This is a genomic window from Tenacibaculum sp. AWR4_210 (genome assembly GCF_056160945.1).
Genome location: NZ_JBSWYF010000005.1, coordinates 331,041 through 347,656 on the forward strand (window position 1 = coordinate 331,041; position 16,616 = coordinate 347,656).

General features: G+C 39.1%; 16 protein-coding genes. 13 read left to right on the plus strand and 3 right to left on the minus strand.

What is annotated here, in order from left to right:
- Nucleotides 1-27: 27 nt before the first annotated feature.
- The 4 genes from ACXAG7_RS11485 to ACXAG7_RS11500 are packed head-to-tail and all read left to right on the plus strand — an operon-like array spanning nucleotide 28 to nucleotide 4,528.
- Entirely contained in the window at nucleotides 28-726 is a 699-nt protein-coding gene (locus tag ACXAG7_RS11485) for an NRDE family protein (RefSeq protein ID WP_476666865.1), read from the plus strand.
- 57 nt (nucleotides 727-783) lie between these two features.
- Nucleotides 784-1,455, plus strand: coding sequence for a hypothetical protein (locus ACXAG7_RS11490; protein ID WP_408045400.1), 672 nt, complete (start codon nucleotides 784-786; stop codon nucleotides 1,453-1,455).
- A gap of 7 nt (nucleotides 1,456-1,462) precedes the next feature.
- The gene (locus ACXAG7_RS11495) at nucleotides 1,463-3,181 is read left to right on the plus strand and encodes a hypothetical protein (RefSeq protein WP_476666866.1); all 1,719 of its coding nucleotides are present in this window, start codon (nucleotides 1,463-1,465) and stop codon (nucleotides 3,179-3,181) included.
- A gap of 3 nt (nucleotides 3,182-3,184) precedes the next feature.
- Nucleotides 3,185-4,528: a hypothetical protein gene (locus ACXAG7_RS11500; protein ID WP_476666867.1), complete on the plus strand. Its 1,344-nt coding sequence runs from the start codon at nucleotides 3,185-3,187 to the stop codon at nucleotides 4,526-4,528.
- Here the strand turns inward: ACXAG7_RS11500 and ACXAG7_RS11505 are convergent.
- Genes ACXAG7_RS11505 through ACXAG7_RS11515 form a run of 3 tightly spaced genes read right to left on the minus strand, consistent with a single transcriptional unit; the run spans nucleotide 4,525 to nucleotide 7,307 of the window.
- Nucleotides 4,525-5,652 carry a DUF3667 domain-containing protein gene (locus ACXAG7_RS11505; RefSeq protein WP_408045397.1) on the minus strand — a complete coding sequence of 376 codons (1,128 nt, stop codon included), beginning with the start codon at nucleotides 5,650-5,652 and terminating at the stop codon, nucleotides 4,525-4,527. The genes ACXAG7_RS11500 and ACXAG7_RS11505 overlap by 4 nt on opposite strands.
- A gap of 2 nt (nucleotides 5,653-5,654) precedes the next feature.
- Nucleotides 5,655-6,041, minus strand: a complete 387-nt coding sequence (gene apaG / locus ACXAG7_RS11510; protein ID WP_408045396.1) for a Co2+/Mg2+ efflux protein ApaG — start codon at nucleotides 6,039-6,041, stop codon at nucleotides 5,655-5,657.
- Between the two features lie 51 nt (nucleotides 6,042-6,092).
- Entirely contained in the window at nucleotides 6,093-7,307 is a 1,215-nt protein-coding gene (locus tag ACXAG7_RS11515) for a type IX secretion system plug protein (protein ID WP_476666868.1), read from the minus strand.
- 161 nt (nucleotides 7,308-7,468) lie between these two features.
- Here ACXAG7_RS11515 and ACXAG7_RS11520 point away from each other — a divergent pair, with 161 nt between their 5' ends.
- The 9 genes from ACXAG7_RS11520 (at nucleotide 7,469) to ACXAG7_RS11560 (ending at nucleotide 16,611) form a co-directional block, all read left to right on the plus strand.
- A complete protein-coding gene (locus ACXAG7_RS11520; RefSeq protein ID WP_476666869.1) occupies nucleotides 7,469-8,821 on the plus strand; it encodes a Na(+)-translocating NADH-quinone reductase subunit A in 1,353 nt (450 codons plus the stop codon).
- Nucleotides 8,822-8,824: 3 nt separating this feature from the next.
- Nucleotides 8,825-10,021, plus strand: coding sequence for an NADH:ubiquinone reductase (Na(+)-transporting) subunit B (locus ACXAG7_RS11525; RefSeq protein WP_408045393.1), 1,197 nt, complete (start codon nucleotides 8,825-8,827; stop codon nucleotides 10,019-10,021).
- Between the two features lie 2 nt (nucleotides 10,022-10,023).
- Nucleotides 10,024-10,764: a Na(+)-translocating NADH-quinone reductase subunit C gene (locus ACXAG7_RS11530; RefSeq protein WP_408045392.1), complete on the plus strand. Its 741-nt coding sequence runs from the start codon at nucleotides 10,024-10,026 to the stop codon at nucleotides 10,762-10,764.
- Between the two features lie 2 nt (nucleotides 10,765-10,766).
- A complete protein-coding gene (locus ACXAG7_RS11535; protein ID WP_408045391.1) occupies nucleotides 10,767-11,411 on the plus strand; it encodes an NADH:ubiquinone reductase (Na(+)-transporting) subunit D in 645 nt (214 codons plus the stop codon).
- A gap of 50 nt (nucleotides 11,412-11,461) precedes the next feature.
- A complete protein-coding gene (gene nqrE / locus ACXAG7_RS11540) occupies nucleotides 11,462-12,199 on the plus strand; it encodes an NADH:ubiquinone reductase (Na(+)-transporting) subunit E (RefSeq protein WP_408045390.1) in 738 nt (245 codons plus the stop codon).
- Between the two features lie 2 nt (nucleotides 12,200-12,201).
- On the plus strand, nucleotides 12,202-13,509 hold the full coding sequence (nqrF, locus tag ACXAG7_RS11545; protein ID WP_408045694.1) for an NADH:ubiquinone reductase (Na(+)-transporting) subunit F: 1,308 nt from the start codon (nucleotides 12,202-12,204) through the stop codon (nucleotides 13,507-13,509).
- A 488-nt stretch (nucleotides 13,510-13,997) separates the two neighbouring features.
- Nucleotides 13,998-15,356 carry a DEAD/DEAH box helicase gene (locus tag ACXAG7_RS11550; protein ID WP_408045389.1) on the plus strand — a complete coding sequence of 453 codons (1,359 nt, stop codon included), beginning with the start codon at nucleotides 13,998-14,000 and terminating at the stop codon, nucleotides 15,354-15,356.
- On the plus strand, nucleotides 15,356-15,718 hold the full coding sequence (locus ACXAG7_RS11555) for a Na(+)-translocating NADH-quinone reductase subunit F (protein ID WP_476666870.1): 363 nt from the start codon (nucleotides 15,356-15,358) through the stop codon (nucleotides 15,716-15,718). The genes ACXAG7_RS11550 and ACXAG7_RS11555 overlap by 1 nt, the downstream gene beginning before the upstream one ends.
- Nucleotides 15,719-16,047: 329 nt before the next feature.
- A complete protein-coding gene (locus tag ACXAG7_RS11560; RefSeq protein ID WP_476666871.1) occupies nucleotides 16,048-16,611 on the plus strand; it encodes a uracil-DNA glycosylase family protein in 564 nt (187 codons plus the stop codon).
- Nucleotides 16,612-16,616: the final 5 nt, after the last annotated feature.

Sequence of the window (16,616 nt, forward strand, 5' to 3'; positions counted from 1 at the left end):
TCTTATTTATACAAATGATAATACCTTATGTGTACAGTAACCTATTTACCTTTAGAAAATAACGATTTTATATTGACTTCTAACCGCGATGAAGATCCTCATCGAGTAACTGTTCCGCCAAAACAGTATACAGAAAACGGGATTGCAATAGAGTATCCAAAAGATAAAGTTGCCGGAGGTACTTGGATTGGTTTACGCAGGGATCAACGATTGATTTGCCTATTAAATGGAGGCTTTGTTAAGCATCAAAGAGCCCAATCGTACCGTATGAGTCGTGGGTTGGTGGTAAAACAGTTGCTTACAGCAGTAGATGCCGTTGCAGCTGTTGAAGCTTTTGATTTTGAAGGTATTGAGCCTTTTACCATCGTGCTCGTCGATTGGCAAATGACGAGAAAAGCCTACGAATTGGTGTGGGATGGTGAGCAAAAGCACTTTTCTAAATTAGAAGACGAGCCTCGTATTTGGTCATCCGCTACGTTGTATACACACGAAATGAAAACGCTACGAGAGCAGTGGTTTGCTACTTGGTTAGCAGGTCGTACGAGCTTTGAAAAATCCGAAATTTTTGCCTTTCATCGAGATCGAAGTTTAGGAACTCCAGAGACAGCCGTATGTATGAAGCGAACTCAAGTTCAGACAGTAAGTACCACAGTTGTAACGAAAAAAGGTACTCAGGCACTGATGGAATACCACCCTATTGAAAAACTAGCGGATAGCTGTTATTAGAATGCAATTTTTAAGTGTTTCATAGCTCAAATTAGTATATTTGCACAAAATTGTGATATGAGCAAATTACGCTATTTCTTTTTAGTTATTGCTTCTACCTTACTTTTAACCAGTTGTTTTGAGTTTGTAGAAGAAATAAAGCTGCGCGAAGACGGTTCCGGGCAAGCTACATTTACTTTAAACTTGAGCAGGAGCAAAACCAAGTTAGCTTCCATTATGTTGCTCGATAGTGTCAATGGGTATAAGGTTCCTTCAAAGATCGATATCCGAGAAGGAGTCCGTAAGATGTTGACGAAAATAAAGGCGACGAAAGGAATCTCTAATGTCAAGCACGAATTGGATTTTGAAGAGTTTATTCTCAGTGTTTCTTGCGACTTTCAAAGTGTAGAAAACCTCAATCAAGTACTCATCAATTTTAGCTCTAAAAAGCAAATCGCTCAGTTGAAAAAACACCGACACTTTTCGTTTGATAAGGGAAAGCGACTCTTCAAAAGAAGTCATCATTTCGATATCGCACGTGAGTTTCGCAAAGCTAAAAAAGACGATCAACAAATTTTTGAATCGGCGAGCTTTACAGGGGTCTATCGTTTTGACGAGGCTGTTGCGAAGGCTTCGAATTCATTAGCGAAGATAGCTAAGAGCAAGAAAGCAGTGCTCCTGCGTGTAAAGGCGGCTGATATCATATCAAATAAGCAAACAATAAAAAACACTATACAACTTCAGAATTAATTAAACAATGAAAAAAATTATTGCTACACTACTGTGTTTACAAACCCTTAGTATTGCTACTGCGCAACAACTCGAAAATAAAGTGCCTAAGGAGGCAGACGTGGTGGTTAGCTCCAATGCAGACAATGTATTTGAGTTGATCAAAATGTCGGATATTGATTCGAGTATCATCGGGGAATCTTTATTGAAAAAGATGAATAGAAAAAGAAAAGACGACGCGTTTAGTTCTGTAGGAGATATGGGCGTAAACATAAACGCTAATGCGTATTATTTTTACAAAAAGACCGATAGTGTTGGATACCATGGGTTTATGGTGGAACTCAAAGACCGAGCTGTTTATGAAAGCACCGTAAAAACTAATAAATACAAAACCATTGAACAGGAGAGAGGGTTTAGTTATGTACAAGGCTACAGTAACTTCACTATCTGGAATGACGGAATGTTATTAAACCTGTCAGGCGACAGAAATCGCGATTACTTTAAGAAGCACAAAGCGCGTTTCGAAAAATTAAAGGAAGAGAAGGAATCGAACTACCGTTTGCAAAAGCGCTTAACAAAGACTTGGGTCAAAGAAGAAGCTATGCGCGTGATGAACCTACACAGAAATCAGTCGATTGCCGTGAATTCTGAATTCAAGAAAGCTGTAAAGAAAGGTGCTGCCATGACATTTTGGATGGGACACTACGGAAGTTTTATGGGGAAAATGATGGAGTCGTATGGGGGAATGAATGAATTCAGTACGATGTTTGGAATGATCGATACTAAAAATCCAAATATCTACGGGATTGAGTCGATTTCAGCGAATTTATTTTTCGAAGAAAACCAAGCCAAAGTACTCATGGAAACTAAGGTGAGTCCATCGTTCCAAAAGAGCTTTAAAAAGATCTATGGGAAGCGTATGGATAAAAACCTTTTAAAAGGGTTTGACGGTACCAACGTGATGGCTTATTGGGGAATGTCTGTGGACACAGAAGCTGCCCTAAATGAGTATCCTTTGATGTTGAATAGTATTTACGGAGCTATGTTCCCGAAGTTCAAGGAAGAAATTGATGTTGCCGGAGGAATGGTTGCTATGTTGTTGGATGAAAAGGCGATTTCAGAATTGATTACCGGAGATGCTTTGTTTGTATTAAACGATTTCAAAAAGGAGAAAGTAAGCTATACCACGTATAAGTACAACGAGGATTACGAGCGTACCAAGGTTACCAAAACTAAAGATGCCTTTGTTCCTGATTTTACGGTGATGGTAGGTTCGAAAAGACAAGATATGTTGGCAAAACTCTTAGGAATTGGGCAAAAGTACAAGTTGGTGTCTAAGGAGGCAAAGGTGTATAAAGTAGATCTTCCGAAGTCAGAATTACCGATTGATTTATACGTTGTTTTAAAGAACGAGGTATTGTATGTAACCAGTTCAAAAACGAGAGCTTTTGCTATTGAAAGAGGTGTTAGCTACAACAGCGGAAAGCACGGAAAGGTTTTGCGTAAAAACGCAACAGTTGTTTATTTGAATCCTAATAGAGTGTTATCGGCAGTACCGAAGAACATGATCGGTAAGTCGAATGCGAAGTATTTAAAATTCTCGGAAGAGCACGTACAATCAATCACCTTGAAATCGGAGCGATTTAGAGGAAATACAATGAAAGCAGCCTTGAGTTTGAATACGACGGGTAAAGAAGAAAATACGTTGAAGTTATTACTGAAAATGATTAATACTTTTGGAAAATAATCAATGGTAAAAAAAATAAGTTATACAATAGTTACTGTACTATTGATATGCACAGCGGTTGGGTATTTTAGATATTACCCAACCGTTGATGTTTCTGGACAAATTCCGAAAGGAGCTACGGAGGTAGTGAAAGTAAATCTAAGGCAGTTAGAATGGGCTTTTGTAAAAGAGGCCTTGCAACATCCTTCGCAGTTCATGAAGTCAGGAGAGCAAGCCGAGAAAGGCGATCCTAAGACTCCCAGTTCGTTTGAATTGTTGAGGAAAGCGATTGATATACCGGCAAATTTGATGTTTTATCGCGGAGCTAACGATTCGTTTTGGTTGAGTACAGCCATCGCAATAAAGGATGCTGATCGCTTTGAGGAATTTACAGCTCAATTACCAAAGTACGAGGGTGTTTCGGGGTATCAATGCTTCAAGTTTAATGCGTTATTTGTGATACGAGCAAAGGCAACCTGTCACGTTGTATATACTTTTCGTAAAAGCGGTTGGCAAACAGAGGTAGCGAGGTTTTTGACGGCAAAAGAGTACGAGCATGATGAGCATAGCGCATGGCTTACACCGATCCTAGAAAAATCGAGTATACTGAGTTTTACCAGCACTGATGGTGGTCATGGAAAGCTGCAAATACAAGGGAATTCCCTGGTTGTAGAAGGTAATCTTGGGAGGTATGGAGCTTTGTTTTTACAAGGAAACAATGCGTTGTCAACAGAGGCTATAGCGAGTATTTCGGGGAAAATAGATACGGGTGTTTTGTCGAGTATGCTCGATAACAATAGCAAACAACGCTTGAAGAAAGTTACGGGCTTGGACGCAGATTCACTGATGTTTCACTGGACAGGGGCACTGTCGGGGAATCTCGCTAAATTCGAAAAAAAGCGTGATACCATTGTGAGCTATGAATACGATGATGACTTTAATAAGGTAGCGGTAAAAAAGGTAGTGGAACGATGGTTACCCAGTGGTGCTTTACAACTCCAAGGAACTGGTTTATCAGGGTATTTGGAGCGTCAGGGAGCGATTAAAACGGTCGAAGGTGAAACGAGGTTTGTTTGGAGTCCCTTGTTTAAAACCACTGCAGTGACAACAGCTGCTGGGCTGAGGTTTCAAGTAGGGGAAGTTATGGCTCCACAAGAGGGTACAGAAGTAGATCGAAAAGATTGGGTATTTAACTTCACGTATAAGGCAGACCCACAAGGAGTGATGCAAGGACTAATCGCTAAACCATGGTGGCAGCATTTAGACTCTTTTGAGTGCCGTATCACTACAACAAATACTATTCGTTGTGAGCTGCAATTCGATACGCAATCACAAGGGATTATAGGACTGTTACGAACGAGTTTTTAAAATAGCGCGAATACGATGGTTGATAAAACAGCTACTCCCATGCTCGTGAGAATCAGGAAAAAAGTATTCGCCATGCAATACTTTACCAAGGTTCTAAAAAAGCTTTGATTATAAAACTTTTTCATGGCTAAAAACAAATAGATTCCAAACAGACCAACAAAAACAATCGCTGTGTCTGCAATGTCGGTACTGCTAAAGATATCGATTAAAAAGAACAGACTCAACAGCAAAAAGAAAACCGTTTGGATGTGAAATACAAAAATTAAATGTTCGATATACGTGAATGCACGACGGATATAAATAATTTTGAGGCTCAGGGTGAAGAGCGGCAGTAAGATAAATAAGGCAATGGACCCTAGAGAAACCATTTGCTGAATAAATTTGTCGCGTTCTTCTTTGCTCTTTGCAATTTTGTTGATGACTACTGCCCGAGAGTACCAAAAGTTATTGGAAAAGTTTTTCTCTACACCGAGTATGCTTAACGCCTTGCTCGTGTTGTGCTCTGGGTAGAGTTTGTTGTATTGTAAAAAGTATTGTACGTATTCGTTGCTGAAAGAACTTTCCGCATTTTTGGGGCGGATTCTGTTCGAGATAAGTCCTAAAGTATCGGTGTTTTGACGAGTGGTTAGGCTGTCTTTAACCAAGCCTTTTTGCACTTTTATACGGTGTATAATTTGTTGGGTAATGGAATCTTTGTTCTGATTTTTTTGAGGGGTTTCAAAGTCGAGCTCCAACAAGTTTACTTGTTCTTCATCTTCTTGGACATATCCTTGGAGCTTGTCTATTTTTTTATACGTTTCATTCAAACTCACTAGTAAGAAAAACAAAATCGAAACCGAAAGGTAAAATCGAAAGGGGTTGGAATAGCGATTGCGCTTCCCAGAAATATAATTGGCAGAAACTTGACCGGGTCGGATGAGTAAGGGAATCAACGTTCTCCAAAATTTCGCATCCCACGAGAAAAATCCTCGAAACATCTCGGCGGTAAAATTGATAAAGGTAATTTTGCTCCCTTTGTTGTCTTGTCCACACTCTGGGCAAAATTTTTCATCCCTTGTAAATGGGTAGCCACAGTTTAAGCAGTTGGGGTCTTTTACAACCAATGCTTTCTTCTTTTTGAGCATGCTTAGTTTAAAGTAGGTGTAGTTGTTAGTTGAAAAGTTGGGATTTCAACATGGAATTCCTCTGAAGTTTCCGTGTCAATCATTTTGTATTTTCCGCCCATAGCACCAATAGGAGACAGTAAAAAACAATTGGATTTGTAGTGGTAGCTCTCTGAGGGTTTGATAATGGGGGTTTGCCCCACAACTCCCTCTCCATGTACGTAATCCGTGTAATTGAGTGCGTCGTATATAGACCAAAAACGTTCTAGTAATTGCACGCTGTGTTCAGAGCGATTTTCAATGCTGATAAAATAGCTAAATGCGTAACAAGTAACGTGGCCGCGATGTACGACTCCGTTATACGTTGTTTTTACTGAAATTTTAATGCCTTTCGTCACTTGCTGAAACATGAACTAAAAATACTATAAAATTCAGCTTTTTACAAGTTTCAGGCGAATTTATTAGTTGTTTTGGTTAAAAAAACCATAGCCAACTCCAATTACACGATCGTAAAAGCCACCGATTGGACGGTAGTAGATGATTGCAGTGTATTCATTTTCAGTTTGAAAGAACGATCCGTCTACGCTGTGTAAAGAGAGGTTCCCATCGCGCACTAAAGCGTAGCCGTAATTGTAAAATCCTTGTTTTAGTACCAATTTTGCTTCATAGGCCTTGGCTTCCTCGTTATAGGTCATTAAATTTTCTTCATTGAGGTCGAAATTGTTAAACCCACCGTAAACGTATACGCTTGCTTTTGAGTATGGTTCTGGGATGGCCAAGGAAAAATGCACGACTGAGTAATCGGCTTCTGTGCTCGGCTCTTTGGTATCCAAGGTATGGATTATGTAGTGCCCGTTAATATCTGGATTGTAGCGGTAAGGAAGTTTGGCGCGAGGCTCGTTGCTAAACAAGTAGGTATTGTACAAATCGTCGCGCACTACATTTGCAATGTTTAGACTGGTACTGCGAATGTACTTGGTGTCAAAATTTAAAAACTCGTTGTTTCCCTTAAAATTGGTGAGTTGTGTGTGGTTGTAAATCAGTTGGTTGGGCTGTATGAAAACGGGAGGGATGTCGTTGATAGCGGTGTTCCAATTACCGTTTTGAATGAGCGTGGCTTTAATTTCTTGATTTGGATTGTTCAAAATTATTTTGGGGTGATTGACCTTGAACTGTACCGTTTGGTCTTGATCGTTTAACTGATTTCTACTTCTGTAAACAGCGACTCCCACGGTGCTGAGGTCCTCGTAAAACACACAACGTCTTTGGAATACCTCATTGTAATCGTCATCTAAGATAGTGATGAGGTAATTACCGCTTTTGGTTATTTGGGTATTGGCATTCGGAAACCTTACGGAGTAATGAGTATATCCCTGTAAAGTATTGAAGGAGTTCGTCATTTGTTGAATATTATTCTGATCAAATCCTTCGATGTACTGATTACTACTCATGGCGCTGGGTTCCCACTGATAAGTCATGTGGGTTATTTGATAGTAATATTCTTTACTATCGGCCTCCAAATCGTCAAAAGAGAGCTCTAAAATTTCTCCTAAACGAACAATAGGATGAAAATTTTTAGGATTATTTAGGGGTCGAAGTTGGATGCTTTTAACCTGTTGAGCATGCGATTGGTATGCGCAAAAAACACTGACTACAAAAAATAAAATTCGCTTCATAATGAACAAAAATATCAAAATATACGCCAAAAAGCTCTTTTTTATTTAGAATAGATATAAATAAACTGGATAATAGAAGATAAAAAAGGTTTTACTCTTAAGTGGTTTTCAAAATTTTTAAATTTGCGTGTTTTTTAAGAAAATCAAATTAATCAGTTACTATGTCAAAAGACATCCGTATAAAAAAAGGCTTGGATATCAAGCTTGTTGGTGAAGCAGAACAGGTAACTACCGAACTTTCTTTAGGTAGTGTTTTTGCCATTAGACCAGACGATTTTCACGGCGTAACTCCTAAAATTTTAGCAAAAGAAGGAACAGAAGTAAAAGCAGGTGAGGCACTTTTTTATGACAAAAGTGACGAGCGCATTTTATTTCCTAGTCCGGTAAGTGGTAAAGTTTCGGAAATCGTTCGTGGAGCAAGAAGAAAAGTATTAGCTATTAAAATCGCTGCTGATGGAAAGCAGGACTACAAGGATTTTGGTAAAAAAGAAGTAAACACCATGTCAGGAGAAGAGGTGAAAAATCACCTTTTTACTTCGGGTTGTTGGCCGTTTATCAAGCAACGTCCTTACGATGTTGTTGCCAATCCAAATCAAGCACCTAAAGCGATTTTTGTTTCAGCCTACGCAAGTGCTCCTCTCGCAGGGGACTACGACTACTCACTTAAGGGGAAGGAAGCTGAATTACAGGCAGGATTAACTGCACTTACAAAATTAACGGAAGGTAAAGTACACGTTTCTGTTGCGAAAGATTCAACACTATCGCCGTTTAAAGACGCGAAGGGAGTGGAATTACACCGCGTTTCAGGACCACACCCAGTTGGAAATGTAAGTACGCAGATTGCTCAAATCGATCCGATTAACAAAGGAGAGGTAGTTTGGGTAGTAACGCCACAGGACGTAGCGATTATCGGTGAATTATTACTTACTGGTAAGTTCAACGCAACGAGAACTGTAGCCTTGACAGGATCTAAATTCGGAAAGCCTCAGTATGTGACTGCTTTAGCAGGAGCGCAAATTGCTGACGTAGTAAAAGGAAATTTAGAAGCTGAGGGAGCGCGTGTTATCAGTGGAAATGTATTGAGCGGATTACAAGTAGCACAAGATGATTTCTTAGGATTTTACGACAATCAAATTACGGCAATTCCAGAAGGAGATGATTATGAATTCTTCGGGTGGAACAAGCCGATTTTTAACAAGATATCTACTTCTCGTGCTTTGACATTCTCTTGGTTAAATCCAAAGAAAAAGTACGACTTGAACACCAACACTAACGGTGAGCACAGAGCTTTCGTAGTAACGGGGTCATATGAAGAGGTATTCCCATTAGATATTTACCCAATGCAATTATTGAAAGCGTGTATGTATAAAGACCTCGACGAAATGGAAGGGTTAGGAGCTTACGAAATTGCACCAGAGGATTTTGCCTTAACAGAATTTATTTGTGTATCAAAACAACCTCATCAGAAAATCGTTCGTGAAGGATTGGATTTAATGAGAGCTGAATTAGGATAAGACATGAGCTTAAAACAAAACTTACATAATTTAAAAGAAAAATATAAAGGGACGAAAATGGCCCCTGCATTTAATGCAATCCATACCTTTTTATATTTGCCAAATGAGACGACTCACGGAGGAACTCATATCAAGGCAGCAGATGATTTAAAACGTACGATGAATATCGTAATTATGGCATTGGTTCCATGTTTGATTTTTGGAATGTTCAATGCTGGTTACCAACATCACGCGGCAATTAATGGTTTTTCAGAAGGAATGTCTTTCTTTAGTGGAGACTTCTGGAACTTGGATAACTTTTTTATTGGATTCAAAAAAATCTTACCACTTGTTATCGTTTCGTATTTAGTGGGATTGGTTATCGAATTTATTTTTGCTGTAATCAAAGGACACGAAGTTGAAGAAGGATACTTAGTAACGGGAATGTTAGTACCGTTAATCGTTCCTGTTGATTTACCGCTTTGGATGTTAGCTGTAGCCGTAGCTTTCGGTGTAGTTATCGGAAAAGAAGTGTTCGGAGGAACCGGGATGAACATCTTAAACCCGGCATTGACTATCCGTGCTTTCTTATTCTTCGCATATCCTACTTGGATGTCTGGAGATAAGGTTTGGGTACATGATGCAGTAAACCATGCAGATGCTATCTCTGGAGAAACAATGTTAGGTAGCTTAGCGCAAAATGCTACACCTAGCTTCTCTGTTTCAGACATGTTCTTCGGGTTTATTCCTGGATCTGTTGGAGAAACATCTACCTTTTTAATCCTTTTAGGAGCCTTATTCTTAATCTTTACAAAAATCGGAAGCTGGAGAATTATGTTGTCTTCGGTAATCGGTGCTTTGGTTATGGGATTCATCTTCAACCAAGTAGTTGCGACAGGATGGATTACAGAATCGAGTAAGTTCTTTGGATTGATGAGCTTGGATTTCTGGAAACATTTATTAATCGGAGGATTTGCTTTTGGAGCTGTATACATGGCTACTGACCCAGTAAGTGCTGCGCAGACAAATAAAGGAAAGTGGATTTACGGATTCTTGATCGGATTTATTTCTATCATGATTCGCGTATTCAACCCTGCCTACCCAGAAGGAGTAATGTTAGCCATTTTATTGATGAATGTGTTTGCTCCAACCATCGACCATTACGTAGTGCAAGGAAACGTAAAAAGAAGATTAAAACGTTTAAAAGCTAAAACTGCTTAATTATGAGTAAGAAGACAGACAGTAATGTATATACAATACTTTTCGCCATTGGAATGGTGTTAGTAGTAGGAGCGTTGTTAGCTTTTACAGCGTCTTCATTACGCCCGTTAATCGATGCCAACAAGCGTATTGAAAAGCAACAAAATATTTTGTATGCTATGGGAGTAAATGAAAATGATGAAACAGGTGTCGTATTTGTTTCTAAAGATAAGGTTGCAGAAGTGTTTGCAAAGAACATCAAAAAACAATTGGTAATTGAAGGGGCTAATACCTCTGAAGATGCCTCAGCGTATTTAATCGATGTTAAAAAAGAACAAGCACTAGCAAAAGAAGGTAAGACGAGAAAATTACCTTTGTTTATCGGTGAAAAAGACGGTAAGACCTTTTATATCGCTCCAATCCGTGGAAAGGGATTATGGGATGCTATTTGGGGATATGTTGCTATGGACAAAAACATGGTAGTTCAAGGAGTATTCTTCGATCACAAAGGAGAAACACCAGGTTTAGGTGCTAACATCAAGCAACGTTTCTTTATGGATGACTTTACAGGTGAAGACTTGATGAGCAACGGTAGTTTCAAAGGAATTACTGTAGCAAAAGGAAACGGTGATCCAAAAAATGAAGATAAAACAGATAATGAAGTTGACGCTATTGCTGGAGCAACCATTACCGGTGACGGAGTATCAGCAATGATTAAGTCGGAATTAGCACTTTACGTGCCTTACTTTAAAACTTTAAAATAATTATGGGACTATTATCAAAAAAAGACGCCGCTTTAATAACAGATCCATTAGCAGATAACAACCCTATTACTATTCAGGTATTAGGTATCTGTTCTGCATTGGCAATTACCGCTGAGTTAAAAGCAGCTATCGTAATGTCTATCTCGGTATTATTCGTTTTAGGTGTAGGTAACGTAGTGATCTCATTGATGAGGAATATCATTCCTTCTAAAATTAGAATTATTGTACAGTTAATCGTGGTTGCTGCTTTGGTAATCATTGTTGACCAGGTATTGAAAGCTTTTGCTTATGAATTGAGTAAAACGTTATCGGTATTCGTCGGTTTAATTATTACCAACTGTATCATTATGGGACGTTTTGAGGCTTTTGCTTTAGGAAACGGACCTTGGAAATCATTCTTAGACGGAATTGGAAACGCTTTAGGATATGCAGTAATCTTGATTATTGTAGGATTTTTTAGAGAGTTATTAGGTTCAGGAACCTTATTGGGGATGAAAGTGTTAGGAGATCCTATTGAGAAAACTGGATTGTATGCTCTTGGGTATGAAAACAACGGATTTATGTTGTTATCTCCAATGGCCTTAATCGTGGTAGGAATCATTATTTGGGTGCAACGTTCTAGAAACAAAGCATTAATCGAAGACTAAACTGTAAACACAGATCAACAATCTTCCAGATTGTTGAAAATTGAAAGAATATGGAACATATAGAATTATTTTTCAAGTCGATCTTTATAGATAACATGGTATTCGCAACCTTCTTAGGGATGTGTTCGTACTTAGCGGTATCTAAAAAAGTATCGACGGCTGTAGGACTTGGAGCGGCTGTAATATTCGTATTGGCAGTAACCGTTCCGGTAAACTGGTTATTAGATCAGTACATCTTAAAACCAGGTGCACTAGTATGGCTTGGAGCTGAATACGCAGATTACGATTTAAGCTTCTTATCATTTATCATGTTTATCGCAACCATTGCAACCATGGTACAATTGGTAGAAATCATCGTAGAAAAATTTGCTCCTGCTTTGTATAACTCCTTAGGTATTTTCTTACCGCTTATCGCAGTAAACTGTGCGATTTTAGGAGGATCTTTATTTATGCAATCACGTGAGATTCCTACTTTAGGATTGTCTTTCGTATACGGTATTGGATCGGGAATCGGTTGGTTCTTGGCTATCTTAGCCATTGCCGCTATTCGTGAAAAAATCCGTTACTCACAAGTGCCACCAGCATTACGTGGGTTAGGAATTACGTTTATTATTACTGGATTAATGGCTATCGGATTCATGAGTTTTGGTGGTATGTTAACAGGTGGTGATGACAGTAAGAAAGAGGAGAAAACAGCAGCTACCGAAGTGAAGGTAGAGAAGAAAGTTGAAACTCCTAAGAAAGAAACTGAGGAAGTAGCATCTAACACTAAAGAAATAGCAGAATAATGATAGTATTACAAGCAAGTACAGGAGGAACTGTCCTAATTACAGTGTTAGCATTTTTAACTGTAATTTTATTATTGGTCGCTTTGTTATTATTTGTAAAGCAAAAGTTAGCACCATCTGGACCAGTTAAAATCACCATTAACGGTGATAAGACAATCGAAGTACCTTCTGGAGGTACCTTATTGTCTACCTTAGGAAATGAAAAGATATTTTTACCATCAGCTTGTGGTGGAGGTGGATCTTGTATTCAGTGTGAGTGCCACGTGCACGCTGGAGGTGGTGAAGCACTTCCTACTGAAACACCACACTTTACGCGTAAAGACTTACAACACGGAGCGCGTTTAGCATGTCAAGTAAAGGTAAAACAAGATATGGATATCTCAATTCCAGAAGAAATTTTCGGAATTAAAAAATGGGAAGCTGTTGTTGTACGTAATTACAACGTAGCATCATTTATTAAAGAGTTCGTAGTTGAGATTCCTGAAGATATGAACTACAAGGCAGGTGGGTATATCCAAATCGAAATCCCTCCATGTGAGGTAAAGTTCGACGATATGGACATTACTGCTCACCCTGAAGAGCACGACGATCCTAAGAAATTCCAAATGGAATGGGATAAGTTTAAGCTTTGGCCTTTAGTGATGAAAAATCCAGAAACTGTGGAAAGAGCGTATTCGATGGCTTCTTACCCAGCTGAAGGTCGTGAAATTATGTTGAACGTACGTATCGCTACTCCTCCATTTGACAGAGCTAAAGGAGGATGGATGGATGTGAATCCAGGAATCGCTTCTTCGTATGTATTCTCGAGAAAGAAAGGTGATAAGGTAACCATTTCTGGTCCTTATGGAGAGTTCTTTATCAATGAGTCAGAAGCTGAAATGTTATACGTAGGTGGTGGAGCAGGTATGGCGCCAATGCGTTCGCACTTATACCACTTGTTCAAAACCTTAAAAACAGGAAGAAAAGTATCGTATTGGTACGGTGGGCGTTCTAAGCGCGAATTGTTCTATTTAGAGCACTTCTGGGCCTTAGAAAAGGAATTCCCTAACTTCCGTTTCCACATCGCTTTATCAGAGCCTTTACCAGAAGATAACTGGAAGGTAAAAGATACGATCGATGCAGAAGGTGATGGATTCGTAGGATTCGTTCACAACTGTGTTATCGATAACTATTTGAAGTTACACGATGCACCAGAAGATATCGAATTGTACTTCTGTGGACCTCCATTAATGAACAAAGCCGTTGAAAAGATGGGACAAGATTTTGGAATCCCTGATGAGAATATCCGCTTTGATGACTTTGGTGGATAAACCGAAACAACTATATAAAAAACCAATACCGCGAGGTGTTGGTTTTTTTTATACCCCGAATTTTGACGTTGGTAAGTTCATATTCCCCTTTCGGAAACTTAATTTTAAATTAGTTAAACAATTTTGTAATTTGTTAGTGTCTACGTGTTTTTTCGTTCTTTTATCTGGTGGCTATTCGGGAAAGTAGCTCCATTCAACTAAGAGGAACTCCCACTTTCTATAGAGTGAAGCACGCAGCACGGTAAATTTGTCAACCAAGGGAAAAATTGAAAATTATGAACTGTCCAAGCTGTCAATCACAGTATACGCGCAGAAAGCGCAGAACTGTACTTCAACGTATGTTTTTTGTGTCGAGTAAGAAATACAAGTGCTTTCATTGCAGGTTAACCTTCTTATACGTACCGCTGCTCAATAAGTTTTTTAAACTTACCTAGGGCTATAAAAGCTTTGTGAAAACTAAACCGTACCTTTGTCAAAATTTTTACGACATGGTATTGTTCCAAGATTTAGATTTATCAAATCCGCTTAGAAATGCAATTGACGAACTCGGGTTTGAACAAGCCACTCCAATTCAGGAGCAGGCTTTTCCTGCAGTGCGTTCAGGTAAAGACTTAGTAGGTATCGCTCAAACCGGTACCGGGAAAACATTTGCCTATTTACTACCGATTTTAAGAGATTTGAAATTCTCTAAACAACAGCATCCACGCGTATTAATTATGGTGCCAACTCGTGAGTTGGTAGTTCAGGTAGTAGAGGAGATAGAAAAGCTCGCAAAGTATATCACGTTGCGCGTAATTGGAGTGTATGGAGGTGTCAATTTGAACAGACACAAAGAAGCTGTAGCGCAAGGAGCAGACATTATCGTCGCTACTCCAGGTAGGTTGTACGATTTGGCTTTGAGCAAAGTGCTAAAGCTAAAAGCGATCCAAAAGTTGGTTATCGATGAAGTAGACGTCATGCTCGATCTCGGATTTAGATTTCAGTTGTTGAATATTTTTGATCTCTTGCCTCCTAGACGCCAAAACATCATGTTTTCCGCAACGATGACCGAAGATGTGGAGCAATTGATTGATGACTATTTTATAGCGCCTAAAAAGATCGCTATTGCGGTGAGTGGTACTCCTTTGGACAATATCGAACAAAAAGCCTATGACGTGCCTAACTTCTACACGAAGATGAACGTGTTGATCGATTTGTTGTCAGATAAGCAAGTTTATGGTAAAGTGCTGGTTTTTGCACCGAATAAAAGAAATGCTGATCGCATGTTTAATTTGGTGGAAGAAGAGTATCCGGGACAAGTTTGTGTAATTCACTCGAACAAGACCCAGAACTACCGTCTTCGTTCTATTGAAGAGTTTAACAGCGGTAACCACCGTATTTTAATTGCAACCGACGTTATTGCTCGTGGTTTGGACATGGATGAGATTTCTCATGTGGTAAGTTTTAATCCTACCCAGTACCCTGAGAACTACATGCACCGAATTGGACGTACCGGTCGTGCAGATCACAAAGGAACTGCCATTTTGTTCGCAACGGAAAAAGAACAAGAGGCTAAAAAGCGTATTGAAGAACTCATGAAATACGAGATTCCTTTGGTTGCCATTCCTGAATACGTAACAATATCACAGCAGTTAACTGAAGAAGAGCGTCCTCGTGAAGATCAGAAACAGTCAAACAACAGAACGTCTCAAGAGTACGTTCCCGGTGATGCCTTCCACGAGAAAAAAGAAAAGAATAAAAAAGTAAACTTAGGAGGTTCATACCGAAGAGAAATCGCGAAGAAGTACAAAAAACCGAAAACTCGCGGAGATAAGAATTACAATAAACGCAATAAGAAACGTAAGTAATGCAGGCCTTAACAGAACAGGAACTACACAATTTAGGAATGAATCACGTAGGCAAACGCTTGCAAGAAATGGGCTATGAGTTTGTCGCAGTGAACAGTACGCTTAAACGACACCCACAGTTTGTGTTGTACAAGAAAGGGGAACCTACCATTTTTGTGTTGGTAAAAGTTTCCAACAACATACAGTCGCCCAGTGAATACGATGTGCTTTGGATGGAGACCTTTAAAGAGCACGCAGTAAAGCAGAATGCGAAAGTCTGGTATGCCGGTGTGGGTATTGCAAATGCTGAAAGTATTGACCTTCCAGTATTGAAAAATCAGCCCTATTACTTTGCTTTTGAGGATTTTATAGAAATTTTGTAAAATTAATAGCCTACCAAATACCTTCGTTTTTGGTGTAATTATCATCAATTTTCGACCATTTATATAGTTTAGACCAAAAAAGGGGAAAAACCTGTTGGTTTTCAGGGGGTTGAGTCTTAACTTTGTTATGGGGAAAATTAATAATTAACTAAAAATGAAAAAAAAATTACTTAAGGGGATTCAAAACTTTTTAAAAAATTTATCATTCATCCTGTCAGAATTTGGCAAGGGTGCAGGATATGCTATCAATCACTAAGATAGAACAGTTTTGAATGGAAAACACTCGTTTTTAAGGATTAAAAGCGAGTGTTTTTTTATTTTTTTTAAGCATGAGTAATTTATGGAAAGAAATTCGATCGTGTGAGCTATGTGCCGACACGTTGACCCCAAATCCCGTCATAGCAATACATCCCAAAGCGAAACTAGTGATCATAGGGCAAGCCCCCGGAACCAAAGTACATGCCAGTGGTATTCCGTGGAATGACGCCAGCGGTATACTATTGCGAAAATGGTTGGGTATGGAAACTGCCGATTTTTACGATGAAACGAAGGTTGCCATTGTTCCTATGGGTTTCTGTTATCCAGGAAAAGGAAAAACAGGCGATTTACCACCTAAAAAGATATGTGCGACTACTTGGCATCAGCGCGTTTTAGAAAGTTTGCCTGAAGCCAGATTGCTATTGCTTATTGGTAGCTATGCACAAAAGTATTATCTCAAAGATGTAGGAGGAAAGACACTGACGGAAAACGTCGGGAATTTTGAACAGTTTCTACCTACCTACTTTCCGTTGCCACATCCGTCACCGAGAAATCGATTTTGGATGCAAAAAAATAAGTGGTTTGAAACAGAAGTACTCCCCGAACTGCGCAAACAAATTCGGGAAGTACTGTAAGGTTA